Here is a 24916-nt window from a genome sequence, read left to right as displayed (position 1 = left end):
TGTGTGCTTAACGCTGTTAAATTGTCAAGGTGGGTACGACGAAGATCGACCGGGCGCGGGTCGCCGACACCGGACTGCGGCTGCTGAACGAGGCGGGCCTCGACGGCCTCACCCTGCGAGCCATCGCCAGGGAGCTGGACGTCAAGGCGCCCGCGCTCTACTGGCACTTCAAGGACAAACAGGCGCTCCTGGACGAGATGGCCACGGTGATGTACCGCCGGATGCTCGCCGAGGACCTGCCCGGCCCGGCCCCCGAGCGCTGGCAGGACCAGCTCGTCGCGTACAACAGCGCGCTGCGCACCGCCCTGCTGCGCTACCGCGACGGGGCGAAGGTCTACAGCGGGGCCAAATTCACCGGGACCGACCACGCCGACGGTCTCGAATCCCATCTGCGGACGATGGTCGACGCCGGGTTCGAGCTGTGGCAGGCCGTCCGGGCCGGCACCACCGCGTACTCGTACACCATGGGCTTCGTCACCGAGGAGCAGGGCGTCCGCCCGATGCCGGACGAGCGGCGGGAGGGCTTCGACATCGGCGAACGGGCCGCCCGCATGGCCGCGTACCCGCTCGCCGCGGCGGCCGGGGCCGAGATCTTCGCCCACTACGACGAACGCTTCGAGGACGGGCTGCGGCTGATCGTCGCGGGCATCGAGGCGCGGTACGGGGTGCGCTGAGAAGGCCTGTACCAGCGGGGTCGGTGCGCAGTTTCCGGTACCGAAAGGGCGAGTTCATCCAGTGGCCGTTCAGGTTTCTTAACGTGTCGCGGAACCGAACACGCGCGCCGCGCATCCGCTCCGCGACGGGGCGGGGCCCCGGTGCGTCCCGGTGACCGCACGCCCGGACACGCCCCCTCCCCGCACGGGCACAGACGCTTGGAGCGCCATGAGAGAAGCCCGCACCCGTTGGCCACGGCAACGCGACTCGGCCCCGCCCGGGAGCCCCGCGTCGCCGCTCGCCTCCGTCACCCCGACCGACGTGGACGTGTGCCTGCGGGCCTGTGCCGCGCACAGCACCAAACTGGTGGCGGGGCTCGACCGGCGGCGTGCGGCGCTCGCGGAGGCGTTGCGGCACCTGCTGGCCGTGCACGCCGCGACGCGGCCCGCGCCGCCCACGACCGGCGCGCCCTCGCTCCCGCTCATGCGGCGGTCCGGCAAGTCGGGCGGGAACTCCGCCGCGCCCCTCGCCGACGAACTGCTCGACCCGCTGCTCGCGGTCGGCAACAAGGCGCTGGACTGCGGGTACGAGGACGAGCTGAAGCTCGCCGTACTCATCGGGGACACCGTGCTGACTCAGCGCAAGGGCTCCCGGGCCGGCTGGCGGCTGCGCGCCAGGACGCTGGAGGCGATGGGCGCGGAGGCCGCGGCCATCGAGGCGTACGAGCGCTATCTCTCGTTCACCGAGGACGACGGCTTCGGCATCGCGGCCAAGGTCGTCGGGCTGCGCGCGGGCGCGCGGCGCCAGGACGAACTGCTGCGCAGGCTGGAGCACGACTGCCCGGCCGCCGCCGAGCACGCGGCCCGCCCCGTCACCGAGTCCTGGGCCGAGGGCCTGGCCCTCCGGGCGCGCGGCGACTGGGCCCGGGCGGAGCCCCTGCTGGTCGGCGCCCTGCTCGCCCAGGAACGCACCGGGGCCCCGGTCACCGAACTCCAGGAGGCCACCTCCCAGTACCTCGGGCTCGCCATGGAGGCGGCCGGAACGGACCCCGCCGCCGTGGCCGGGCTCACCGGGACCGTCGGCCTCTACGCCGAACAGCGCCGGAGCCGGATGCGCGGCCCGGTCGCGGACCCCACCTTCGGCGGGGTCGAGTGGACCACGGTCGGCGAGTTCCGCAACAGGATCGCGGGGAAGTCGATCTGCCTGATAGCCAACTCCCAGCGTGTCGGCTCCAGTTCGATGGGTGCCGAGATCGACGGCTACGACCTGGTCGTACGGTTCAACTCGTACCGGATCGACCCGGCGGCCACCGGACGGCGCACCGACATCCACGCCACCATCCACAAGCACGGGTTCAACTGGGACCAGAAGGTGCACACCCGGCTGGTCTTCGGCGGGGTCGCCGGCGACTGGAAGCACTCCCTGCGCAACCGCCTCGTCCCGGGCGCCCAGCAGTACCTGGGCGACGAGTCGCTGCGCTGGCCGCTGCGCGACATCGGCCGCGTCGGCGCCGACGTCTGGCCGGCCATCCCCACCACCGGCTTCAACATGCTCTGGCTCCTGGACCACCTCGACGTCAGCAGCCGGCTCGATCTGATCGGCTTCGACTTCTACGAGAGCGGCGCCTACCGCCTGCCCGGCGCGATGCGGATGCCTATCACCTCCGTGCACGAGTACACCAGCGAAAAGGCGTGGGTCATGGAACGCGCCCAGAGCGTCACCGACATGAGGATCCGACTGCGATGACGACGACCGCCACGACCGCGACCGCCACGACCGCGACTGCCACGACCGCGACCGCCACGACCGCGACTGCCACGGGCCGGTCCGCCACGACCCCCTCCGCGACGGCCCTCCCCGACTCGCCCGCGCCCGCGAACCCGCTCACCGGCAAGCGCCGGGTCGCCTTCGCGAGCTTCGTCGACGAGAACTACCTGCCCGGCTTCCTCGCCCTGCTGCGCAGCCTGGCCCTGTCCAACCCGGACGTCTGCGAGGACTTCCTCGTCCTGCACGACGGACTGCGCCCCGCCTCCGTCGCACAGATCCGGGCCCTGCACCCGCGCATCGACTTCCGTCGGGTCGACGCCGCTCACTACGACTCGTACGCCAAGGGCGACCAGGACAACTACCTGGTGCGCAAGGCCTACTTCATCCTCGATGTCTTCCGGGTCCGCGACTACGACACCGTGATCACCCTGGACACCGACATGGTCGTCCTCGGCGATCTCGGTGAACTGCTCGAACTGCGCGACGGACTGGCCGCCGTACCGCAGTTCTTCTACGGGCAGCACAAGCTCAACAGCGGACTGCTGGTCATCCAGCGCGAGTATCTGAGCGACGCGTTCTGCGCGCGGCTCGACGAGGTCGGGCGGGCCGGCACGTACGAGCTCGACAAGCACGACCAGGGCATCCTCAACGCAGTGCTCGACGGTGACTTCGTCCAGCTCGACGCCCGCTACAACTTCGTCAAGCGGCGGCTGAGCGGCGACCTCCCGGTCCCCGGGTCCACCGCGATCCTGCACTTCACCGGGCGGCACAAGCCCTGGCAGGGCGGCGAGGCCGGATACCGCGAGGCCGAGGACCGCTGGCACGAATTCGAGCTGTCCGACGCCGAGTTCCACGCCGCGTACCTGGCGCTGCCCGGTGCCAAGCACCACGACCTGCTGGTCCACTACGGCACCCCGCACGTGGGGCGCACCGGCTCCTTGGAGGACGCCCGCAAGGTCGCCGCCTCCCACATCGCGGCGGGCGAGTACCAGGAGGCGGCCGATCTGCTGGGCCGGGTCCGGATCCCCGTCGACGAGTCCTGGCCGCACGAGGTGCTCGGCCACGCCCTGATGAGCGTCTCCCGCTACGAGGAGGCCCGCGCCCGGCTGCTGCTCGCCACCGCGTCGCCCAACCGGGCTCCGACCGCCTTCGCCCGCCTCGCCCAGATCGCCTGGATCCACGGCGACGACGACGCGGCGGCCGGGTACGCCCTCAAGGGCCTTGCGGTCGACCCCACCCACCGGGCCAACCGGCTGATGCACAGGCGCACCACCGACCTGACCCCGCCCGTGGAGGGCCCCGCCGCCGGCCAGCTCGCCCATGTCGCCTTCTACATGGAGCGCCAGGGCAACGCCGGGGACAAGCTGCTGCCGGAGAGCGTACGGCTGGCCTTCGGCAGGGACACCGGCCCGCAGCGCTGGCACTCCATCCACGCCCACCGGCTCTTCGACGAGGCCGCGCTGGAACGGGTCAACGAACGCCGGGGACTGGTCATCGGCGGCGGCGGCCTCTTCATCCCGGACACCGCGCCCAACGGCAACAGCGGCTGGCAGTGGAACGTCCCGGACGAACTGCTCGACCGGATCGACGTACCCGTCATGGTCTACGCGGTCGGCTTCAACGCCTTCGACGGCCAGGCGTACGGGCACGGGCGCGAGAGGTTCCTCTCCAGCCTGCGCCGACTCGTCGAGCGGGCCTCGTTCTTCGGGCTGCGCAACCACGGCTCCATCGAGAAGGTCCGCGAACTGCTGCCCGCCTCCCTCCACGACAAGGTGCGCTTCCAGCCCTGCCCGACGACGGTCACCAGGCAGCTGGTGGACGGCTGGGCGGACCCGGTGCGGCGCGAGGACACCGTGCTGATCAACGCCGCGTACGACCGCTCGGGGCTCCGCTTCGGGCACGACTACGGGCACTTCCTGGCCGAGATGGCGACCGCGGTGCGGGAGCTCGGCACCCGGGCCGAGGTCCAGTGCGTCGCCCACTCGCTGGACGACGAGCGGATCGCCTTCGACCTGCGGCGCGAGCACGGCATCGCGCTGCCGGTGATCCCGATGTACGACTTCGACAACGACGCGATCCGGGACACCTACGCCCGGACCAAGCTGGTCATCGGGATGCGCGGGCACGCGGGGATGATCCCGTTCGGCTGCGGTACGCCGATCATCAGCCTGATCTCGCACCCGAAGATGGCGTACTTCCTCGCCGACATCGACCGCCCGCAGTGGGGCATCTCGGTCCATGACCGGCACCTCGGGGCCCGCCTCGCCGAACGGGCCGCCGGACTGCTCGACGACCACGCGGCGACCGTCGCCGATGTGCACGGCCGGCAGCAGGAACTCTGGAAGGTCACCGAGGCCAACGCGGCGGACCTGCGGGTGATCCAGGGCGGCGTGACGGTCTGACCGGTCGCACGGCAGGTGGGCGGGGCGCGCCCGTTCCGGCACCCCGCCCCCGGTCGCACGACAGCGGGGCGGGGCGCCCGTTCCGGCACCCCGCCCCGCCCCGTGGCCCCGGTCCGGCACTCTGCCCCGCCCGCGGCCCCGTTCCGGCACCCCGCCCCGCGGCCCCAGTCCATGGCCCCGCCCCCGGCGCCTAGTGCCGCACCACCCGGTGCCGCACCGACCGCCCCCACGGTGCCTAGTGCCGCACCACCCGACGCCGCACCGACCGCGCCACCCGGCGCACCACCGCGTTGCGCGGCAGGAACGCCAGCTGCGCCGGCACCGCGCCCGGCAGCGCCAGCGAGGTCAGCCGCTTCCGCTTGAAGTACCGCCAGGTCGTGGCGTCCAGATGGGCGGCCAGATACCGCTCGGCGGCCGGCCGCAGCCCCGGGTAGATCCTCGGCTGCATCGCGAAGCCGACCGCGGTGACCAGCCCGGTCAGATCCGCCGCGTCCGCCGCGTCCACCGCCGCGCCCTCGGCCGTCCCCGCCCGCCCGACGGCCGCCCGGTCCGTGACCTCCGGCAGCAGCGCGTCCACCAGCGTGACCGGGACGCGGTTGCTGTTCTCGTACGGGGCGAGCCGGTCCAGCAGCATCTCGGTGCCGACCCGGGCCACCGGCAGCCCGTAGAACGCCGAAGCGGTGAACAGCGCCGTCGAGAAACAGCCGACCACCAGCGCCGGCCCCATCCGCTGGTAGAGCACCTCGGCGAGGACCGGCGCGGTGAGCACCCCGTCGTCCAGCACCGTCAGCTCGGCCCCCAGCTTCCCGGCCTCCTCGCCCATCGCCCTCGACCACTGCGCCGGGGCCGTGGGATGCGGCTTGAAGACGAGACGGGTGTGGCCGAGCGCGACCGCGCCCCGCATCATCCGCAGATGCAGCTCCTCCTCCTCGGCAGCGCTGATCAGCCCGAGCGCCGAGAGGTACTGGCCCAGCAGCAGCGCGGGCGCCTCCACGGCCGGAATCCCGTCCTGAGCCCCCGGCGCGTCCGCCAGCTCACCGAGCACCTTGAGGAACACCTCGCCCGGCACGATCTGCGGCGCCACCCCGAACTCCGTGAGCAGCAGCGGCTTCAGCCCCGGCACCAGGTCGAGGTGGAGCAGCCGGCGCACCCGGGTACCGACCAGCGGGTCGATCTTGTTGCGGGTGGGTCCGTAGCTCATCAGCCCGTCCGCGTACACGTCGACCGGCGCCCCGGCGAAGATCTGTGCGACGGCCAGCGCGGGGTTGACCTGGATCGACTCGACCGCCAGCTCGATGTCGTCGTCGCCGAGCCCCCAGGCCAGCCGCAGGTGCCGCTCCCACAGCGGTACGTCGTCGGGGCGCGGCGCCCAGCCGCCCGGGTGGAACGGGGCGATCGTCGTGTTCCACGACACCACGTCGTCGAAACGGCCGCGCAGCGCGTCGAAACCGGGCATCGCGTCGAGGGCGGCCGTCGTCTCCGGCACGGCCGCGTTGTTCGAGACGAGCAGGATGCGGCGGTCGGCGTCCGCGAAGCAGCCCGCGTCGAGCGCGGCGGCGAGCGTGGCGGCGCCGTAGAGCGTGGAGGCGAAGAAGATCTGTGTGGTGCGGGACGGGGCGGTGCTCACGCTGCCGACACCTCCTTGGCACCGGCTGCGGCCGGGCGGCGGCGCAGCCTGCGCAGCAGGGTGGCGCGCTGCACGTCCATCGAGTCGAGGGCTTCGTCGAGCACCTGCTGCGGCATTCGTCTGAGTGCGGCTCCACTCATGGACTTCAGGGTGCGGGCCACGGCGGGTTCGAACCTTTCGATCGAGCTCATGTGGTGAGAAATGATCGCGCAATAGGTGCGGACTGCTTTCGGCAGCAGTACCTGTGCGTCGCGGTCTTCCGAGGTTTCCCGAATGACCTGGTCGAACGAGCGAATGAAATCGAGCTGCCGTACGTCACCGATCTGCGTCAGTGAAGAGGCGACCCCGCGCCGGTAGAAAATTCCGAGAAGCCCCAGCACCGCGAAAGAATCGGCCTCGCGATGCAGCCGCCAGATCCACGGGCGGTCCTCCGCGGTGCGCAGACCGTCCGTGAAATGCAGCAGCCCGCGGTCCAGCAGCCGGCGGTGGTACAGCCCGGCCCAGGCGTACGGATAGTCCACCGAGGTGGACCGCTCGGCGGGCAGGATCGCGTCCCGCGGGTCCATCACCTCGCCGCGCCTGCCGTGCGGGACGCGGTGCACGCTGCGGTTGCGGCCCTCGACCTGGACATGGTCGGTACGGACGAAGTCGCAGCCCAACACCTCGGTGCGGGCCAGGACTTCGGCGAAGTACCCGGGGGCGAGCCAGTCGTCGCCGTCCAGGAACGCGAGGTACTCGCCGCGCGCGGCGTCCAGGCCGGTGTTACGGGCGGTGGCCAGTCCGCCGTTCTGCTTGTGTCTGCGTACGACCACCCCCTCAATCTCGTCCTCGGCGCGGCGCAGTATGTCCGCGGTCCCGTCGGTCGAACAGTCGTCGACGAGGATGAATTCGAAGTCCTCGCGGGCGTTGGCCCGCAGGCTTCTCAGGGTGTCGGGGGCGTATGTCTGCACGTTGTAGAACGGCACGATGACCGAGAGCTTAACCACCCGTCTCACGCTAGGCGTGAGCTCGTCATTTGCCTTGGCGCCAGGAGGGACGGCGGGTGAACGGCGAATGTCGGAATGATGAACCGGGCGGAATCGTGGGCGATTGCGTCCCCTTTGTGAAGGCGATTCGCCAAGCGTCGGCGGGCTGTTAACCAGCTGTTGCCGTCACGTTGGGCCGCGAATCGGAATGCCTTCCTAAGTTCTGGGACGTGCCCCCACGTACCGAAAAGACGACCACCCTCCGGGTAGCCGTACTCGCCGACTCCGACACCCGCTGGAAATGGGGCGCGCTCACCGCGCGCCGTCTCACCGCCGGTGCGTCCGGAACGTCGGCGCAGCGCGTCGAGATCAGCGGACTGCTGCTGCGCGGCCGGGCCACCCCGACCCCGCGCCAGCTCGCCGAGGTCGGCGATGTCGGTATCGAGGCCGGCCGGGTCCGCGAGGTGACGGCCGTCGAGTTCCTGCACACCGTGCGGGACGAGGGGTACGACGTGGTCGTCCTCGCACTCGTCGGCGGAGCCGTCCAGGCGATGCTGCACGGACTGGCCGCGCTGCGGCTGCCCGCCAGGCCGGTAGTGGTCACCGGCTATGTCGGCGTCGTCTACGAGAAGCTCGCCGACGGGCTGCTGCTGCGGCACGGCGCGGACATCGTCCTCGCCAACTCCCGCCACGACGCGGAGCGTTTCCGCGCGGTGTACGAGGGAGTGGGCGCCGACGCCTCGGCCGTCACCGAGGCAGCGCTGCCCTTCCTCGGCGGTGAGCCGCACCGCCCGCAGGAGGGCCGCGACACCGTCGTCTTCGCCGCCCAGCCCTCCGTACCGGCCTCCCGCGACGACCGCGTGTACCTGCTGCGCAGGCTCGTCGAGCACGCCAGGCTGCACCCGGACCGCGAGGTGCTGCTGAAGCTGCGCTCCAAGCCCGGCGAGCACACCACCCACATCGAGGAACTCCCGTACCAGCGGCTCGCCGAGAAGCTGCCCGGCGGACTGCCGCCCAACTTCCGCCTGGTGTACGGGCACATGGGCGAGGTCCTGGACCGCACCGACCTGCTGGTCACGGTCTCCTCGACCGCCGCCCTGGAGTCGCTGCACCGCCGCATCCCCACCGCGGTCCTCACCGACCTCGGCGTCCGCGAGGCCCTGGGCAACCATCACTTCATCGGCTCCGGCCTGCTCACCTCCTGGGACCACCTGGACGGCGGCTTCCGCCCGGAGCCCGACCCGCAGTGGCTGGCCGGCCAGGGCGTCGCCGCCGACGGCACGTACGCCACCGCCTACGACCACGCCCGGGCCCGCGTCGACGCGCTGCTCGCCGCGGCCCGGCTGCCCGACCTCGCCCCGTACTACACACCCGCCACCGCCCCCGGCTACCTCCCCGGCATCCTCGCCCGCCACCACCTCGCCCCCGACGGCCACCCGCTGCCGGGGGCCGAGCGGCCCCGCGAGACCGGGGGAGTGCGCGGCGCGGTCCGGGAAGCGGTCCGGGAAGCGGCGCGCGGCGCGTACCGGCAGGGCGTCCAGCGGGTCGCCCCGGTGATCCGACGGATGGGCGAGCTGTGAACACCACTTCAGGAGCAGAGATGACCCCGACCCCCACCGTGCTCGCCGTGATCCCCGCCCGCGGCGGATCCAAGGGCGTCCCGGCCAAGAACCTCGCCCAGGTCGGCGGCGTACCGCTGATCGCCCGCGCCGTACGCGCCTGCCTGGCGTCCCGCGAGGTCACGGACGTCGTCGTGACGACCGACGACGCGGCCATCGCGGAGGCGGCCCGCGCCGCGGGCGACACCCTCGGCGCCCCCGAGCGGCTGCACATCGTCCAGCGCCCCGCGGCCATCGCCGGCGACAAGTCCAGCAGCGAGGACGCGGTGCTGCACGCCCTGGACGCCTACGAGGCGATGCGCGAGCGGACCGCCGACGTGGTGCTGCTGGTCCAGTGCACCAGCCCCTTCGTGCTGCGGGAGGACATCGACGGCGTCGCCGCCGCGGTCGCCCGCGACGGCGCCGACACGGCCGTCACGGTCGCCCCCTTCCACGGCTTCCTCTGGCGCGACGGCAGCGCCATCGAGGAGGACAACTACGGCGTCAACCACGACAAGTCCGTACGGCAGATGCGCCAGGACCGCCCCGAGGACCTCCTGGAGACGGGCACCGCGTACGCCATGAACGCGGCGGGCTTCCGCATCCACCGCCACCGCTTCTTCGGCCACACCGCCCTGGTGCGCACCGACGCCGCACGCGTCCTGGAGGTCGACGACCCGCACGACCTGGCCCGAGCCCGCGCCCTGGCACCGCTGCTCGACCCCTCGCCGCTGCCCACCCTCGACGACATCGACGCGGTCGTCCTCGACTTCGACGGCACGCAGACCGACGACCGGGTCCTCATCGACGCCGACGGACGCGAGATCGTCGCCGTCCACCGCGGCGACGGACTCGGCATCGCCGCCCTGCGCAGAACGGGACTGCCGCTGCTGATCCTCTCCAGCGAGCAGAACCCGGTCGTCGCCGCCCGCGCCCACAAGCTGCGCATCCCGGTCCTGCACGGCATCGACCGCAAGGATCTGGCGCTCAAGCAGTGGTGCGACGAACAGTCCATCGCTCCCGAACGTGTCCTCTACGTCGGCAACGACGTCAACGACCTGCCGTGCTTCGCACTCGCCGGCTGGCCCGTCGCCGTCGCGAGCGCCCACGACTCGGTACGGGCGGCCGCACGTGCCGTCACGACCACCCCCGGCGGCTTCGGCGCCATCCGCGAGATCGCGGCCTGGCTGCTCGGCCCCACCCTCACGACTCCCACTGCCCAGTCCCCCGAGTAGTCCCCGGGCCCCCAAGCCCACCAAGCCATCCGAGCTAAGGAAACACACCTCATGAACACCTCCCGTCTGCGCACCCTCGGCACCCGCACCGCCGGCCCCGGCAACCCCGTCTACGTCACCGGCGAGATCGGCATCAACCACAACGGCGACCTCGACAACGCCCTCGCCCTGATCGACGTGGCCGCCGAAGCCGGCTGCGACGCCGTCAAGTTCCAGAAGCGCACCCCGGAGATCTGCACCCCGCGCGACCAGTGGGACATCGAGCGCGACACCCCCTGGGGCCGGATGACGTACATCGACTACCGCCACCGCGTCGAGTTCGGCGAGGCCGAGTACCAGGCCATCTCCGAGCACTGCGCCAAGCGCGGCATCGACTGGTTCGCCTCCCCGTGGGACACCGAGGCCGTCGCCTTCCTGGAGAAGTTCGACGTCCCCGCCCACAAGGTCGCCTCGGCCTCCCTCACCGACGACGAGCTCCTGCGCGCCCTGCGGGCGACGGGCCGCACGGTCATTCTCTCCACCGGCATGTCGACCCCGCGCCAGATCCGCCACGCGGTCGAGGTCCTCGGCTCGGACAACATCCTGCTCTGCCACGCCACTTCGACGTACCCGGCCAAGGCCGAGGAGCTGAACCTGCGGGTCATCAACACCCTCCAGCAGGAGTACCCCAACGTCCCGATCGGCTACAGCGGCCACGAGACCGGCCTCCAGACCACCCTCGCCGCCGTCGCCCTCGGCGCCGCGTTCGTCGAGCGCCACATCACCCTGGACCGCGCCATGTGGGGCTCCGACCAGGCCGCCTCCGTCGAGCCGCAGGGCCTGACCCGCCTGGTCCGCGACATCCGCATCATCGAGGCCTCGCTCGGCGACGGCGTCAAGAAGGTGTACGAGTCCGAGCACGGCCCGATGAAGAAGCTCCGCCGGGTCGCGGGCGTCGTCGCCGAGGGCACCGAGGCGGCTCCGGCCGCCGAGCCGGTCGCGGTCTGACGGGCCGACCGGTGAACCTCGCCTTCGTCGAGAGCCCGGTCCAGCTCCTGAACGTCCTGGAGTGGGCCTACGCAGAGGGAGGCGACGACCGGGTCCTCACGGACATCACGGTCGTCGTCCTCCCCCCGGTCGACCCGATGTCGCGCGGCCAGCTGCGCCGGATGGCGGAGCTGGCCCGCGACGAGGGCATCACCATCCGCTGGCAGGAGGCGCGCGGCGGCGCGGGCGCGCCCCTGAAGAGCCTGCGCGACCTGTCCGGACTCGTCCGCAGGGCGCAGCGCATCGTCATCGGCGACCCGTTCTCCCGGTACGTACAACTCCTGCTCACCATGGTCCGCGCCCGCAGCCTCACCGTGGTCGACGACGGCACGGCCACCATGGAGTTCGTCGCCCAACTCGCTCGCGGCGAACGCCTGGTGCGCTGGCACCGCAAGGGCAGCTCGGGCCCGCGCGAACTGGTCCTGGCCCCGGTCACGGCCCGCGCCCGCAGCCGCTTCACCCCGTCCGCCACCCGTACGGTCGAGGTCTTCACGGCCATGCCGGTCGAGGCTCCGCCCGGCGTGAGAGTCACCCCCAACACCTTCGCCTGGACCCGCGCCCGCTTCGGCCCGCCGCTGCTCACCAAGGGCGCCGACCTGGTCGGCACGTCACTGGTCGAGACGGGCGTGGTCGACCGGGACCAGTACCTGGAGGCCGTGGCGTCCCTGTCCCGCACCCACGGCGCGACCCGCTACTTCGCCCACCGCCGCGAGTCCACCGAGAAGCTCCACGCCCTGGAGGCCGCCACCGACCTGGAGATCGTCCGCCCCGACCTCCCCCTGGAACTCATCGCCCGCCGCGGCCCCATCGGCCGCACGGTCCTCAGCTTCCCCTCCACGGTCGTCCACACCCTCCCCCTGGCCCTGGCCGGCACCGAGGTGAAGGTCGCCGTCTGCGACATCGCCCCGGAATGGCTCCGCGACACGGCCTCCCCGCGCGCCCAGGGCTTCCTGAGCGGCGTCACGGAGACCGCCCGCGACGTACAGCGCCTGGCGCCCTGGCGGGCTACGGCGGTGACGGAGGCGTAGGGGGCGGGGTGGTGCGCCGTGGAACGTGACACGTGCGTCACGAACTGTCCCGTACCCGTTCAGCCAGGTCCTCGGGACCTTCGAGCCTTCGACATGTGTGTCGAGCAGCACTTTCATCAGCGCATCCCGAAGGCGTCGGCAAGGTCGTCCGGCAGGTCGTCGAAGTCCTCCCTGATGTGGATCTGTCCCTGGAGCGAGCCGCGCCCGGTCCGCTTCACCAGAGCATCCAGCGGCACGACCTTGGCCACCGGTTCTCCCGCTTTGGAGATCACCACTTCCTCGCCCGTGGCCATCTGTTCCAGGATGCGCGAGAGGTGGGTCTTGGCCTCATGGACGTTGTCCTGACGAGCTTCTTCCACGGCTGCCTCGCAGGGACGGATCGGCGGGTGGACCAACCACTGGACTATGTTCACCGCGATCCGGAGGCATGCGTCGGTGACGGCCTTGCCCGCCGGGTCGGGGGCGGCGGCGGTGTCGATGCCGCAAGCAAGCCAGAGCAGGTCGTGAGGGATCACCCTGACCCGTAAGCAGTGTGCGCCCAGGGTTCGTTGGGGGTGAGCCCTGATAGCGGGAAGAGTCCGCCGGGCGCGAGCATCGACGCATGACGACGAGGCGGATGGCGACGGAGCGACAGGGTGGAACGGCCGGTGGGCCAGGCATGGCCGGTGCGCCTGGCAAGCATGGTGTGGCCGGGGTGACGCTGGGAACGGCCCTTCTCGCGGGGCCGGTCCTGATGGCGGGGTACGGGGTGGTGCGGCTGGTCGGGCGGGCCGTGAGTGATTACGGGCCCGGGGTGTGGTGGACGGCGGCGCATCTGCTGTTCCTGGCCGGGGTGCTCGCCTTCGTGCCGGTGTTCCTGGGGCTGCGCGGGCTCGTCGGGGAGAGTGGCGGCGGCAGGGCGGCCGCCACGGTGGCCGCCTGGACCGGGCTGCTCGGCGCGGCGGCGGTGGTGGTGCAGTCGGTGATCGACCTGGGGGCCGGGTTCGCCGCGGCGGACAAGCAGGCCATGAGCGAGATGTTCGACCGGGTGCAGGGCGTGCCCGGGGTGATGCCGCTGGTCTACACCGTGGTGCCCATGCTGTTCTGGCTCGGGCTGCTGGCCCTCGTCACCCTGCTCGCCTTCCTCCGCCGTGACCTGGTCCGCGCCTGGGCCCCGGTGCTGGTACTGGCGGGCACGGTGGTCATGGCCGTGAGCCTGGACCTGCTGCCGGTCGGAGCCCTGTGCCTCGGGGTGGCCCTGCTGCCGGTGCGCCGGGGGCTGTCGGGCTGACGGGGCGCGAATGCCCCCGCCGCGAACCGGTCGCGGAGGGGGCCTCGGTGTGCGGGCGGCAGGAGCGGCGGATCAGACGCAGTTGACCCACTTGTTGGACTTGATGAAGTGGGTGGCGGACCCGGTCAGCTTGGAGCCCCGCTTGATGACGCCGCTGCTGCCCAGGTAGTTCTTCTCCGAGTAGCACTTGAAGTCACAGTTCTTGCCGTGCTGGTACCGGGACTTGAAGCCCTGGAAGACGGAGAACCCGATCAGGTCCGCGTTGTTCCCCTCGACCTTCTGCATCCTGCCGGTGTAGTTCTCCCCGGCCCAGACGCAGTACCAGCCCGACGGGCAGTCCGACGCCGCGGTCGGCGTGACCTCCACCGCGCCAGCGGTGCTCGCGCCTCCGGCCAGCAGGCCACCGGTCAGTGCGATGCCGCCGGCGACCGCGGCCAACTTCCTGGTCATGCGTATGTGTTGCCCCCTTCGTCCGGGCCGCGCCCTCGCCCCGGTTTTCCCCCCGGGCGGGCGGCCCGTTGTCGTGGAACCACGATGGCGCAGGCCCGCGCCTCACCGACAGGACATTCGACGCTGCTCCAAAGAGGCAGCTCAGGGGATGGTCCGGGAGAGGGCTCAGTGGGGCGGCGGTCGCAGCAGCGCCGCTCCGGCCGGGGTCACCGTGTGCAGGACCGTGTTCGCGTACCGCCTGCTGCTGATCAGCCCAGCGTCGCGCAGTACGGAGGCGTGGTGGGTGGCGGTGGCCGGGGAGACGCCCAGGGCGCGGGCCAGCTCCGAGGTGGTGGCGCCGAGGACGACGGCGCGCAGGGCGGCGGCGCGGGTCCGGCCGAGCAGCGCGCCGAGTGAGACGTCGCGGGGGAGTCCGGGGCCGGGGCCCCTGGTGCGGTGCAGCGGGTACAGCAGGGCCGGCCCGAGCCCCGGGGCGGCGAAGGTGACCGCCCGGTGCCAGCAGAAGTACGAAGGGACCAGGCGCAGTCCGCGCCCGTTCAGATACACGTCGCGGTCGTCCGCGTAGTCGACCTCCAGCACCGGGGGCCGCCAGCGCATGCCCGGCTTCAGGCCGGATAGCAGGCCGTTCAGACCGTCGTTCAGGACGGCCCGGCCCAGGACCGCCCGCTCGCCGTCGATCCTCGCCCGGATCCGGTCGTGGTGCGGGGCGATCACGGCCGCGTGGTACGCGCGCAGGGTGCTCACCAGCTCCTCCCGCGGCTGCCGTTCCGTCAGCCGGGCCGCCCAGGCGGGAGCCCCGACGATCCGGTCCAGGGTCTCCACCTCCAGCCGGACCCGGTCCGGCGGTGTGTCGAGGATCGCCGCGCAGCCGGCGTCCAGTCCCTCCTCGGCCTCCGGCGGAGTGAGGAAGTCCGGGAAGTAGCTGGCCCGGGGCAGGACTTGGAGCAGGCTCTTGCGGACGGCGGTGCCGAGCGGTGTACCGATCAGTTTCAGCCGGGCGGCACGGTGCCACTCGGCGAAGGCCCAGCGGCCCCGCGTGTTCTGGAGCCGGTGGAGGCTGAAGGCGGTCTCCCACAGCGGATCGGGTGTCCTCGCGATCCGGATACGGGTCAGGTCTTCGGTGGTGAAGTGAATACGCAGCATTCTGGCGCCCCCGAGATGCGGGCCGTGCCCTCTCCCCCCTGGTGAGGCGGCCGTACAAAACGATCCCCACCACCTCTCGTCGAGCCAAAGGAGGGTAAAGGGGGCGAGCGCCGTGCGGGTCCTGGAGTGGCCGAATCCAGACTGTTCCGGCATTTTCCCGCGATCGAGGGGCGGCGGCTTCGTCCCAGGTGGGGCGCTACCCGCCCGGCCGGTGGCGAGGCGGGGCAGCAAGGGAGGGGTGGTTTTCCGCCGATCTCGCCGGTGGTGTTCCGGCCGGTGTGTTGTCCCGGGTGTCGTCCCGCGTTCTTGCCGGTGTGCCGTCCGGGTGCCGTCCCGTGTGCCGTCCGGGCGTACGCCCCCGAAGCGGCGGCGGAGTGTACCCATCCCCCTGACGCGCCACTCGCCGTCACACCATCTTTTGTTCGTCTATGTGGCTGAACTTTTCTTGTTTCATGGTCAGTTGAAGGGGGAAGGGCCTTACCCTTCACCAGGTGAACCAGTTGATGTCCCGCGAGTCCGACGCCGAGCCGACGCCCCACGACGAACCGCTCCCCGGCACCCTGCCCGAGGCCCTGCGTGCCGAGCTGATCGCGTTCCGGCGCGACCTGCACATGCACCCCGAGCTGGGCAACCAGGAGTTCCGTACCACCGCGGCCATCAAGGCCCGGCTGGAGAAGGCCGGCCTCGAACCCCGGGTGCTCGACACCGGAACCGGGCTCATCTGCGACGTGGGCACGCGCGACGACTCCACCGCGCCCATGCTCGCCCTGCGCGCCGACATCGACGCCCTGCCCATCCCGGACACCAAGGACGGCGTCCCGTACCGCTCCACCGTCCCCGACCGGGCGCACGCGTGCGGGCACGACATCCACACCGCCTCGGTCCTCGGCGCCGGGCTGGTGCTCGCCGGGCTCGACCGGCAGGGGCTGCTCCCGAACCCCGTGCGGCTGATCTTCCAGCCGGCCGAGGAGGTGCTGCCCGGCGGGGCGCCCGACACGATCCTGTCCGGGGCTCTGGAGGGCGTCGGGCGGATCATCGGGGTGCACTGCGACCCCAGGGTGGACGTGGGGCGGATCGGGCTGCGGGTCGGGGCGATCACCTCGGCCTGCGACCGGCTGGAGGTCAGCCTGGACGGTCCCGGCGGGCACACCGCCCGCCCGCACCTGACCACCGACCTGGTCACCGCCGCCGCCAAGGTCGCCACCGAGGTGCCCGCACTGCTGGCCCGCCGGGTCGACGCCCGCTCCGGCCTCGCCGTCACCTGGGGGCGGCTGGAGTCCGGGCACGCCTGCAATGTGATCCCGCAGCACGCCGAGCTGTCGGGCACCGTCCGCTGTCTGGATCTGGCCGCCTGGCGGGAGGCCCCCGACCTGGTGCACGCCGCGATCGACGAGGTGGCCGGGATGCACGGCGCCAAGACGGTGATCGACTACGTACGGGGCGTCCCGCCGGTCGTCAACGACGCCGCCGTGATCGATCTGCTCGCCACGGCGATGACCGCGCGCCGCGGATCGTATGCGATCGAGGACACCGAACAGAGCCTGGGCGGCGAGGACTTCTCCTGGTACCTGGAACACGTCCCCGGCGCCATGGCGCGGCTCGGGGTCCGTGCGCCGGGCGACACCGCCCGGCTCGACCTGCATCGGGGTGATTTCGACGCCGACGAGGAGGCGATCACGGTCGCCGTGGAGCTGTTCACTGCCTCCGCGTTGCTCGACCGCAACCATCCGTAACCGGACACGTCACCCCTGGTTCGCGACGATCCGATAACGGCTTCCGTACAGGGCTTTATCTGACATCTACGCGCGTTACGATCGCCGCGAAACCAGCGCCGGAAGAGGCGCTTCGGTCAGGTTTGAAGGAGCCTTCCCTTGCGCCGGGTATCCAAGATCACCGCTGCGTGTGCCGTCACCGCGACTCTGGCGCTCACCGCCAGCGCGTGCGGCGAGTCGTCCACCGAGAGCTCCGGCTCCGACAAGGGCAAGATGAAGATCGGCATGGCCTACGACGTGGGCGGCCGTGGTGACAACTCGTTCAACGACTCCGCCGCGCGCGGCCTGGACAAGGCCAAGGCCGAGTTCGGTGCCGACACCAAGGAGCTCACCGCCAAGACCGGTGAGACCCCCGCCGACCGCGAGCAGCGCCTGGAGTCGCTCGCCGAGGGCGGCTACAACCCGGTCGTCGCGGTCGGTTTCGCGTACAAGGACGCGGTCGACAAGATCGCCGCCAAGTACCCGAAGGTGAACTTCGGCCTGGTCGACTCGGTCGCCACCGCGAAGAACGTCGACAGCATCGTCTTCACCGAGGAGCAGGGCTCCTACCTCGCCGGTGTCGCCGCCGCGCTGAAGTCGAAGGACGGCCAGGTCGGCTTCATCGGCGGTGTGGACCTTCCGCTGATCAAGAAGTTCGCCGCGGGCTTCCAGCAGGGCGTCAAGGAGACGAACCCGAAGGCCAAGGTGCAGATCCAGTACCTGTCCACCGGTTCGGACCTGTCCGGCTTCGGCAGCCCCGACAAGGGCTCGTACGCCGCCAAGGGCATGCTCGACAAGGGCGCCGACGTCATCTTCGCCGCCGCGGGCGGTTCGGGTGCCGGTTCGATCGAGGCCGTCGCGGGCAAGAAGGGCGCATGGTCCATCGGCGTCGACTCCGACCAGGCCCTCGACCCGTCGCTGTCGAAGTACAAGGACACGATCATGACCTCGGTCGTGAAGAACGTCGACGGCGGTGTCTACGACCTGGTCAAGTCCGTCAAGGACGGCAAGCCGCTGACCGGTACGCAGACGTACACCCTGGCCAAGGACGGCGTCAGCCTGACCGCCACGGGTGACCACATCAAGGACATCCAGGCCAAGCTCGACGAGGCGAAGAAGAAGATCGCCGACGGCACCATCAAGGTCAAGACCACGACCTGATCCACCGTCGATCGGGGCCCGGGTGAGCCGCTTCGGCTTCACGCGGGCCCCGATTTCACGTACCGGCCCGGCGGACTTGCCGTAGCCGTACGCACACGGTCCGCCACCTGTCATCGGGTGGCCAACGATTCGGTGGCGCTACGCGCGTAGCGTCCGCCGGGCGCGATACCTTTCACGCTCCCACCGCCTCCGCCCTCCGCTCCTGCCAAGGAGAGTGCGCCATCAACGCGTCCAGCAGTCCCCATGCCGTGGAGCTCCGCGGCATCACCAAGCGGTTCCCCGGGGTCGTGGCCAACCACGACATCGACATCACCGTGCGCCGCGGCACCGTCCACGCCCTCGTCGGCGAGAACGGCGCCGGCAAGTCCACTCTGATGAAGATCCTTTACGGCATGCAGAAGCCGGACGAGGGCACCATCGCGGTGGACGGCGAGCAGGTCTCGTTCCACAACCCCGGTGACGCCATCGCGCGCGGTATCGGCATGGTGCACCAGCACTTCATGCTCGCCGACTACCTCACCGTCCTGGAGAACGTCGTCCTCGGCTCCGAGAAGCTGTACGGGATCGGCGACCGGGCCCGCGCGAAGATCAAGGAGATCTCCGACTCGTACAGTCTCGGGGTCCGCCCGGACGCCATGGTCGAGGACCTCGGGGTCGCCGACCGGCAGCGCGTGGAGATCCTCAAAGTCCTCTACCGGGGCGCCCGCACCCTGATCCTCGACGAGCCCACCGCCGTCCTCGTACCGCAGGAGGTCGACGCGCTCTTCGACAACCTGCGCGAGCTCAAGGCCGAGGGCCTGACCGTCATCTTCATCTCGCACAAGCTGGGCGAGGTCCTGTCGGTCGCCGACGAGATCACCGTCATCCGGCGCGGTACGACGGTGGGCACCGCCGACCCGAAGCACACCACCACCAAGCAGCTCGCCGAGCTGATGGTCGGCAGCGAGCTCCCGTCGCCGGAGACCCGCGAGTCGACCGTCACCGACGTGCCGATGCTGACCGTCGACGGGCTGCGGCTGAGCGCCACCGACCCGGACGGCGTGGTGCGTTCGGTCCTCGACGGCATCGGCTTCACCATCCACAAGGGCGAGGTCCTCGGGATCGCGGGCGTCGAGGGCAACGGCCAGTCCGAACTGGTCGACGCCATCATGGGCATGCGCCACCTCGACGCCGGGGTGCTCACCCTGGACGGCGCCGACATCTCCGGCACGCCCACCCGCAAGCGCCGCGAGGACGGCATGGGGGTCATCCCCGAGGACCGCCACCGGCACGGACTGCTGCTGGAAGCCCCGCTCTGGGAGAACCGCATCCTCGGCCACGTCACCGAACGCCCCAACAGCAAGGGCGCGTTCCTCGACCTCAAGGGCGCCCGCACCGACACCGAGCGGATCGTGCGCGAGTACGACGTGCGCACCCCCGGCATCGACGTCACCGCCGCCTCGCTCTCCGGCGGCAACCAGCAGAAGCTGATCGTCGGCCGCGAGATGAGCCACAGCCCGAAGCTGCTGATCGCCGCGCACCCGACCCGGGGCGTGGACGTCGGCGCGCAGGCGCAGATCTGGGACCAGATCCGCGAGGCGCGCCGAGAGGGTCTCGCGGTGCTGCTGATCTCCGCCGACCTGGACGAGCTGATCGGGCTCTCCGACACCCTGCGCGTCATGTACCGCGGCCGGCTGGTCGCGGACGCCGACCCCGCGACCATCACCCCGGAGGAGCTCGGCTCGGCGATGACGGGCGCGGCCTCCGGCCACCTGGAAGCCCCGGACGAGTCACCGGCACCCGAGGACACGGCCGCCGACGGCGCAGACAGCACCGACACCGACCCCCGGAACGGGGGAGAGGACCGATGAAGAAGATCGACAAGGAGCGGCTGCTCCTGGGGATCGCGGCCCCCGTACTCGCGATCGTGGTCGCCTTCCTGGTGACCGCACTCGTGCTGGCCGCCACCGGCAAGGAGCCGTTCAGCGCCTTCGGCATCATGTTCGACTACGGGATGAAGTCGGACAGCCAGGTCTACATCCTCAACAAGGCGACGACGTACTACCTCGCGGGTCTCGCGGTGGCCGTCGGCTTCCGGATGAACCTCTTCAACATCGGCGTCGACGGCCAGTACCGCCTCGCCGCCTTCTTCGCCGCCGCGGTCGGCGGCGCGCTGACGCTGCCCGGCGCCCTGCAGATCCCGCTGATCATCCTCACCGCGATGATCGTCGGCGCGATGTGGGCCGGCATCGCCGGTGTCCTCAAGGTCACCCGCGGCGTCAGCGAGGTCGTCTCGACGATCATGCTGAACGCCATCGCGACCGCGATCATCGGCTATCTGCTCCAGCAGGGGCGCCTCGGCCACCTCGACGAGGCCGGCACGAAGATCTCCACCAAGCCGATCCCGGAGTCCTCGCACTTCTTCGAGTTCCCGACCACCCCGTCGCCCGTCTGGGGCTTCATCGTGGTCGCGATCGTCGCGGGCGTCGCCTACTGGTTCACGCTCTCGCGCACCCGCTTCGGCTTCGACCTGCGCACCGTCGGCCAGTCCGGCTCCGCGGCCGAGGCCAGCGGCGTCGACGTCAAGAAGATGGTCGTCACCTCGATGCTGATCTCCGGCGCCGTCGCCGGTCTGATCGGCATGCCGACCCTCCTCAACGACAGCTACGAGTACAGCGGCGACTTCCCGGTCGGCATCGGCTTCACCGGCATCGCCATCGCCCTCCTCGGCCGCAACCACCCCGTCGGCATCGCGCTCGGCGCACTGCTCTGGGGCTTCCTGGAGCGCGGCACCGGCAAGCTCGAATTCGAGGGCTACGACAAGGAGATCGTCGGCGTGATCCAGGGCGTCATCGTCCTGTGCGTCGTCATCGCCTACGAAGTCGTCCGCCGCTACGGACTCAAGCGCCAGCAGAGCAAGGTCGGCGCGGAACTCGCCGCACAGGCCGCCGCCCGTAACAACGACCAGCAGGAGGTGTCGGCGTGAGCGCCACGGCGACTTCCACCCCGCCCCCCGCGGCCCCCAAGGTCTCCGGCGGCAAGGGCGGCCGCACCCGCCTCTCCTTCCCCGTCGTCCTGCTGATCATCGCGGGCGTGCTGCTCGCGCTGTCCGCCGTGCGCGCCATCACCGGCGCGCAGGACGTCACCTCGGCGGGCCAGATCAGCGCGGCCCTCGCGATGGCCGTACCGATCGGCCTCGCCGGTCTCGGCGGCCTCTGGGCCGAGCGGGCCGGCGTGGTCAACATCGGCCTCGAAGGCATGATGATCCTCGGCACCTTCTTCGGTGCCTGGGCCGGCTGGCAGACCAACCCGTGGCTCGGCGTACTGGCCGGGGTCGTCGGCGGCATGCTCGGCGGACTGCTGCACGCGGTCGCGACCGTCACCTTCGGCGTCGACCACATCATCTCCGGTATCGCCATCAACATCCTGGCGCTCGGCTTCACCACCTACTTCGCCAAGCTCTGGTTCAACTCGGGCGAGGCGGCGGCCAAGGGCGGCAGCCCGAAGCAGTCCCCACCGGCCGACGAGATCACCTCGGTGACGATCCCGGGCCTCTCCGACTGGCTGCACTCCATCGAGAAGCACCACTGGTTCTTCGTCTCCGACGTGGCCGGCGTCCTCGGCGGCCTGGTCACCAACGTGTCGCTGCTGACGATCCTGGCCATCGTCCTGTTCGTCCTCACGTTCTTCGTGCTCTGGAAGACCTCGTTCGGGCTGCGGCTGCGCTCCTGCGGCGAGAACCCGGTCGCCGCCGAGTCGCTCGGCGTGAACGTCTACACGTACAAGTACATCGCGGTGATCGTCTCCGGCGGCATGGCCGGCCTCGGCGGTGCCTTCCTCTCGCTGGTCACCTCGCACATCTACAACGAGGGCCAGACCGGCGGCCGCGGCTACATCGGTCTCGCCGCGATGATCTTCGGCAACTGGCGGCCCGGCGGGCTCGCCATGGGCGCCGGACTGTTCGGCTTCGCGGACGCGCTCCAGCTGCGCAACGGCGGCGAGTCCGTCCACGCGCTGCTCCTGCTGCTCGTGGTCGTGCTGGCGGTGCTCGCGGCCTGGAAGCTCTACCGCAAGAGCTTCGTCCAGGGCGGGGTCAGCGCGGTCATCGCCGCCGCGGTGCTGGTCTGGTACCTCGGTACGGACACCGTGCCCACCGAGTTCGTGAGCGCCACCCCGTACATCGTCACGCTGCTCGTCCTCTCGCTCTCCGCCCAGCGGTTGCGGATGCCCAAGGCGGACGGCATGCGCTACCGGAAGGGCCAGGGCAAGTGACGGCCGCCGCGGAGGTCGACTGGACGGCGCTGCGGAGCGCCGCACGGTCCGTGATGACCCGCGCGTACGTCCCGTACTCGCACTACCCGGTCGGCGCCGCGGCGCTCGTGGACGACGGCCGTACGGTCTCCGGCTGCAACGTCGAGAACGCCTCGTACGGCATCGGGCTGTGCGCCGAGTGCGGCCTGGTCTCCCAGCTCCACGCCACCGGCGGCGGCCGGCTGACCCACTTCACCTGCGTGGACGGGGCGGGCGAGATCCTGGTGCCGTGCGGCAGGTGCCGTCAGCTGCTGTACGAGTTCGGCGGCCCCGAGCTGGTCCTTCAGACGCCGGACGGGCTGCGCACGCTCGACGAGATGCTGCCGCAGGCGTTCGGCCCCGACCATCTGAAGTAGAACTCCGGTGGCCCTCCCGCAGGTCGGGAGGGCCACCCCCGTTTCCACCCTCTATGCGCGTAGAGTCATTCGGGACTCTTGCGTACCGCACGCACGTACGCCTCTGTACGTACCGGCCGGAAGGACTCCCAGGACATGGACGCCATCTCCGTCATCCGCACCAAGCGGGACCGAGGCGAGCTGACCCCCGAGCAGATCGACTGGGTCATCGACGCGTACACCCGCGGTGAGGTCGCCGACGAGCAGATGTCCGCGCTGGCCATGGCGATCCTGCTGAACGGCATGAACCGCACGGAGATCGCCCGCTGGACCGCCGCCATGATCGCCTCCGGCGAGCGGATGGACTTCGCGTCGCTCTCCCGCCCCACCACCGACAAGCACTCCACGGGCGGCGTCGGCGACAAGATCACCCTGCCGCTCGCCCCGCTGGTCGCCGCCTGCGGCGCCGCCGTGCCGCAGCTCAGCGGCCGGGGCCTCGGCCACACCGGCGGCACCCTCGACAAGCTGGAGTCCATCCCCGGCTGGCGCGCCCACCTCTCCAACGAGGAGATGCTCAGCGTCCTGGACACCACCGGCGCGGTGATCTGCGCCGCCGGCGACGGGCTCGCCCCCGCCGACAAGAAGCTGTACGCGCTCCGCGACGTCACCGGCACCGTCGAGGCCATCCCGCTGATCGCCAGCTCCATCATGTCCAAGAAGATCGCCGAGGGCACCGGCGCGCTCGTCCTGGACGTCAAGGTCGGCTCCGGCGCCTTCATGAAGACCATCGAGGACGCCCGCGAACTGGCCTCCACCATGGTCGCCCTGGGCACCGACAGCGGAGTGCGCACGGTCGCCCTGCTCACCGGCATGGCCACCCCGCTCGGCCTCACCGCGGGCAACGCCCTGGAGGTCCGCGAATCGGTCGAGGTGCTGGCCGGCGGCGGCCCGAAGGACGTCGTCGACCTCACCCTCGCCCTGGCCCGCGAGATGCTCGACGCGGCCGGTCTCAAGGACGCCGACCCGGAGAAGGCCCTCGCGGACGGCTCCGCGATGGACGTCTGGCGCCGGATGATCTCCGCCCAGGGCGGCGACCCGGACGCCACGCTCCCGGTCGCCCGCGAACAGCACGTGGTCACGGCCCCGTCCACCGGCGTACTGACCCGCCTGGACGCCTACGACATCGGCGTCGCCGCCTGGCGCCTCGGCGCGGGCCGGGCCCGCAAGGAGGACCCGGTCCAGGCCGGCGCGGGCGTCGAACTGCACGCCAAGCCGGGCGACACGGTCACGGCCGGACAGCCTCTGCTGACGCTGCACACCGACACCCCCGAGAAGTTCGACTACGCCCTGAAGGCCCTGCCCGACGCCTACGACATCGCCCCCGCCGGCACGGCGTTCACCGCCACCCCCGTGGTGCGGGAACGTATCGCCTGACCTGCGGTTTTCTCGTACGGGTGAACGGGACCGGCGGACCGCCGCCGGTCCCGTTCGGCATGCTGGACTCGGTGACGCACCGAGGTGACGCACTGATACGAGGAGACCGCCATGAGCGCACTCACCGTCGACCCCGCCCCCGGCCACGGCCAGGAGTGGGACGACCTCGTCCGGATCTGGGAGGAGACGGGCGTGCCCGAGGGCTGCAAGGTGGAGATCATCGAGGGGATCGTCACCGTGGAGCCACCGCCGTCCAAGGACCACAACACCACTGCGGAGCTGCTTCAGCGCAGGCTCTACGGCGTCATCCCCGAGGACTGGGAGATCTTCCAGACCCTCGGCGTCTCCGTGCCGGGGCGGGCCGGGCTCTACATCCCCGATCTCGTCGTCGTGCCCCGTGCGGTGGCGACCGGGCCGGGCAACCGCATCCCGGCCGAAGAGGCCCGGCTCGTCGTGGAGATCACCTCGCAGGCCAACGCCAACCACGATCGCATCGGCAAGGTGCGCGGATACGCGAAGGCCGGTGTCGAGCTGTTCCTGCTGCTCGACCCGTGGCACTCGGGCCGCCCCACCGCAACGCTCTACGGGGAGCCCGACGGTGGCACCTACCGGGTACTGGACACGGTCGAGTACGGGGAGAAGCTGACGCTGCCCGAGCCGTTCGGGCTGATCCTGGACACCGCGATCTTCCCGGTGAGCTGAGACGGGAGCGGCCCGTCGGGACGGAGGGATCCTCCCCGACGGGCCGCTGTCATGCGGTCGGTGCGCCTACCGGCTCAC

Annotated in this window: 21 protein-coding genes; 16 read left to right on the top strand and 5 right to left on the bottom strand. The window is 71.2% G+C overall.

From position 1 onward, the window contains the following. Positions 1 to 29: 29 nt before the first annotated feature. From ABZ622_RS00880 to ABZ622_RS00870, 3 genes are all read left to right on the top strand, one after another. Complete coding sequence (locus tag ABZ622_RS00880) at positions 30 to 674, top strand: TetR/AcrR family transcriptional regulator C-terminal domain-containing protein (RefSeq protein WP_360539039.1); 645 nt, start codon at positions 30 to 32, stop codon at positions 672 to 674. 208 nt (positions 675 to 882) lie between these two features. Continuing rightward, the gene (locus ABZ622_RS00875; protein WP_360539036.1) at positions 883 to 2400 is read left to right on the top strand and encodes a hypothetical protein; all 1518 of its coding nucleotides are present in this window, start codon (positions 883 to 885) and stop codon (positions 2398 to 2400) included. After that, the gene (locus tag ABZ622_RS00870; RefSeq protein ID WP_360539033.1) at positions 2397 to 4823 is read left to right on the top strand and encodes a glycosyltransferase; all 2427 of its coding nucleotides are present in this window, start codon (positions 2397 to 2399) and stop codon (positions 4821 to 4823) included. The genes ABZ622_RS00875 and ABZ622_RS00870 overlap by 4 nt, the downstream gene beginning before the upstream one ends. A 235-nt stretch (positions 4824 to 5058) precedes the next feature. On the opposite strand, the gene ABZ622_RS00865 is transcribed toward ABZ622_RS00870, so the two are convergent. Both ABZ622_RS00865 and ABZ622_RS00860 read right to left on the bottom strand, forming a co-directional pair. Next, positions 5059 to 6450 carry a polysialyltransferase family glycosyltransferase gene (locus ABZ622_RS00865; RefSeq protein WP_360539030.1) on the bottom strand — a complete coding sequence of 464 codons (1392 nt, stop codon included), beginning with the start codon at positions 6448 to 6450 and terminating at the stop codon, positions 5059 to 5061. Further along, positions 6447 to 7436 carry a glycosyltransferase family 2 protein gene (locus ABZ622_RS00860; RefSeq protein WP_360539027.1) on the bottom strand — a complete coding sequence of 330 codons (990 nt, stop codon included), beginning with the start codon at positions 7434 to 7436 and terminating at the stop codon, positions 6447 to 6449. The genes ABZ622_RS00865 and ABZ622_RS00860 overlap by 4 nt, the downstream gene beginning before the upstream one ends. A 209-nt stretch (positions 7437 to 7645) precedes the next feature. Between ABZ622_RS00860 and ABZ622_RS00855 the strand changes: the two genes are divergently transcribed. From ABZ622_RS00855 to ABZ622_RS00840, 4 genes are read left to right on the top strand one after another with little or no spacing between them, the layout of a single operon-like run. Further along, entirely contained in the window at positions 7646 to 8995 is a 1350-nt protein-coding gene (locus ABZ622_RS00855) for a DUF6716 putative glycosyltransferase (protein ID WP_360539024.1), read from the top strand. Between the two features lie 20 nt (positions 8996 to 9015). After that, a complete protein-coding gene (locus ABZ622_RS00850) occupies positions 9016 to 10248 on the top strand; it encodes an acylneuraminate cytidylyltransferase (protein WP_360539021.1) in 1233 nt (410 codons plus the stop codon). A gap of 51 nt (positions 10249 to 10299) precedes the next feature. Next, positions 10300 to 11235 (top strand): N-acetylneuraminate synthase family protein, encoded by a 936-nt coding sequence (locus ABZ622_RS00845; RefSeq protein WP_360539018.1) that lies wholly within the window; start codon positions 10300 to 10302, stop codon positions 11233 to 11235. Positions 11236 to 11246: 11 nt separating this feature from the next. After that, complete coding sequence (locus tag ABZ622_RS00840) at positions 11247 to 12302, top strand: hypothetical protein (RefSeq protein WP_360539015.1); 1056 nt, start codon at positions 11247 to 11249, stop codon at positions 12300 to 12302. 116 nt (positions 12303 to 12418) lie between these two features. Here ABZ622_RS00840 and ABZ622_RS00835 read toward each other — a convergent pair whose 3' ends face one another. After that, positions 12419 to 12817, bottom strand: a complete 399-nt coding sequence (locus ABZ622_RS00835; RefSeq protein WP_360539012.1) for a type II toxin-antitoxin system prevent-host-death family antitoxin — start codon at positions 12815 to 12817, stop codon at positions 12419 to 12421. 179 nt (positions 12818 to 12996) lie between these two features. On the opposite strand from ABZ622_RS00835, the gene ABZ622_RS00830 reads away from it, so the two are divergent. Further along, positions 12997 to 13572, top strand: coding sequence for a hypothetical protein (locus tag ABZ622_RS00830; protein ID WP_360539009.1), 576 nt, complete (start codon positions 12997 to 12999; stop codon positions 13570 to 13572). A gap of 72 nt (positions 13573 to 13644) precedes the next feature. Here the strand turns inward: ABZ622_RS00830 and ABZ622_RS00825 are convergent, their stop codons facing one another. Beyond that, positions 13645 to 14022, bottom strand: coding sequence for a peptidase inhibitor family I36 protein (locus ABZ622_RS00825; protein WP_360539006.1), 378 nt, complete (start codon positions 14020 to 14022; stop codon positions 13645 to 13647). Between the two features lie 165 nt (positions 14023 to 14187). Next, the gene (locus ABZ622_RS00820; RefSeq protein WP_360539003.1) at positions 14188 to 15165 is read right to left on the bottom strand and encodes a helix-turn-helix domain-containing protein; all 978 of its coding nucleotides are present in this window, start codon (positions 15163 to 15165) and stop codon (positions 14188 to 14190) included. Between the two features lie 503 nt (positions 15166 to 15668). Here ABZ622_RS00820 and ABZ622_RS00815 point away from each other — a divergent pair. The 8 genes from ABZ622_RS00815 (at position 15669) to ABZ622_RS00780 (ending at position 24838) form a co-directional block, all read left to right on the top strand. Further along, positions 15669 to 16898: an amidohydrolase gene (locus ABZ622_RS00815; RefSeq protein ID WP_360540203.1), complete on the top strand. Its 1230-nt coding sequence runs from the start codon at positions 15669 to 15671 to the stop codon at positions 16896 to 16898. A gap of 138 nt (positions 16899 to 17036) precedes the next feature. Continuing rightward, positions 17037 to 18077: a BMP family ABC transporter substrate-binding protein gene (locus ABZ622_RS00810; protein ID WP_360539000.1), complete on the top strand. Its 1041-nt coding sequence runs from the start codon at positions 17037 to 17039 to the stop codon at positions 18075 to 18077. Positions 18078 to 18325: 248 nt separating this feature from the next. Next, positions 18326 to 19927, top strand: a complete 1602-nt coding sequence (locus tag ABZ622_RS00805) for an ABC transporter ATP-binding protein (RefSeq protein WP_360538997.1) — start codon at positions 18326 to 18328, stop codon at positions 19925 to 19927. Beyond that, complete coding sequence (locus ABZ622_RS00800) at positions 19924 to 21042, top strand: ABC transporter permease (protein WP_342285558.1); 1119 nt, start codon at positions 19924 to 19926, stop codon at positions 21040 to 21042. Before ABZ622_RS00805 ends, ABZ622_RS00800 begins: the two co-directional genes overlap by 4 nt. Further along, a complete protein-coding gene (locus ABZ622_RS00795) occupies positions 21039 to 22328 on the top strand; it encodes an ABC transporter permease (RefSeq protein ID WP_360538993.1) in 1290 nt (429 codons plus the stop codon). The genes ABZ622_RS00800 and ABZ622_RS00795 overlap by 4 nt, the downstream gene beginning before the upstream one ends. Then, complete coding sequence (locus tag ABZ622_RS00790) at positions 22325 to 22723, top strand: cytidine deaminase (RefSeq protein WP_360538990.1); 399 nt, start codon at positions 22325 to 22327, stop codon at positions 22721 to 22723. Before ABZ622_RS00795 ends, ABZ622_RS00790 begins: the two co-directional genes overlap by 4 nt. Before the next feature lie 135 nt (positions 22724 to 22858). Next, on the top strand, positions 22859 to 24136 hold the full coding sequence (locus ABZ622_RS00785; protein ID WP_360538987.1) for a thymidine phosphorylase: 1278 nt from the start codon (positions 22859 to 22861) through the stop codon (positions 24134 to 24136). 111 nt (positions 24137 to 24247) lie between these two features. Beyond that, entirely contained in the window at positions 24248 to 24838 is a 591-nt protein-coding gene (locus ABZ622_RS00780; protein ID WP_360538984.1) for a Uma2 family endonuclease, read from the top strand. Positions 24839 to 24916: the final 78 nt, after the last annotated feature.

The organism is Streptomyces sp. NPDC007164, assembly GCF_040634135.1.
GTDB lineage: Bacteria > Actinomycetota > Actinomycetes > Streptomycetales > Streptomycetaceae > Streptomyces > Streptomyces sanglieri.
This window is presented reverse-complemented; position numbering and strand designations above follow the sequence as displayed.

What these genes read in the sequence shown, in the direction of transcription:
- ABZ622_RS00875 (WP_360539036.1), top strand. Translation starts at nt 883, where the DNA reads ATGAGAGAAGCCCGCACCCGTTGGCCACGGCAACGCGACTCGGCCCCG.
- ABZ622_RS00870 (WP_360539033.1), top strand. Translation starts at nt 2,397, where the DNA reads ATGACGACGACCGCCACGACCGCGACCGCCACGACCGCGACTGCCACG.
- ABZ622_RS00850 (WP_360539021.1), top strand. Translation starts at nt 9,016, where the DNA reads ATGACCCCGACCCCCACCGTGCTCGCCGTGATCCCCGCCCGCGGCGGA.
- ABZ622_RS00845 (WP_360539018.1), top strand. Translation starts at nt 10,300, where the DNA reads ATGAACACCTCCCGTCTGCGCACCCTCGGCACCCGCACCGCCGGCCCC.
- ABZ622_RS00825 (WP_360539006.1), bottom strand. Translation starts at nt 14,022, where the DNA reads ATGACCAGGAAGTTGGCCGCGGTCGCCGGCGGCATCGCACTGACCGGT.
- ABZ622_RS00820 (WP_360539003.1), bottom strand. Translation starts at nt 15,165, where the DNA reads ATGCTGCGTATTCACTTCACCACCGAAGACCTGACCCGTATCCGGATC.
- ABZ622_RS00815 (WP_360540203.1), top strand. Translation starts at nt 15,669, where the DNA reads ATGTCCCGCGAGTCCGACGCCGAGCCGACGCCCCACGACGAACCGCTC.
- ABZ622_RS00800 (WP_342285558.1), top strand. Translation starts at nt 19,924, where the DNA reads ATGAAGAAGATCGACAAGGAGCGGCTGCTCCTGGGGATCGCGGCCCCC.
- ABZ622_RS00785 (WP_360538987.1), top strand. Translation starts at nt 22,859, where the DNA reads ATGGACGCCATCTCCGTCATCCGCACCAAGCGGGACCGAGGCGAGCTG.
- ABZ622_RS00780 (WP_360538984.1), top strand. Translation starts at nt 24,248, where the DNA reads ATGAGCGCACTCACCGTCGACCCCGCCCCCGGCCACGGCCAGGAGTGG.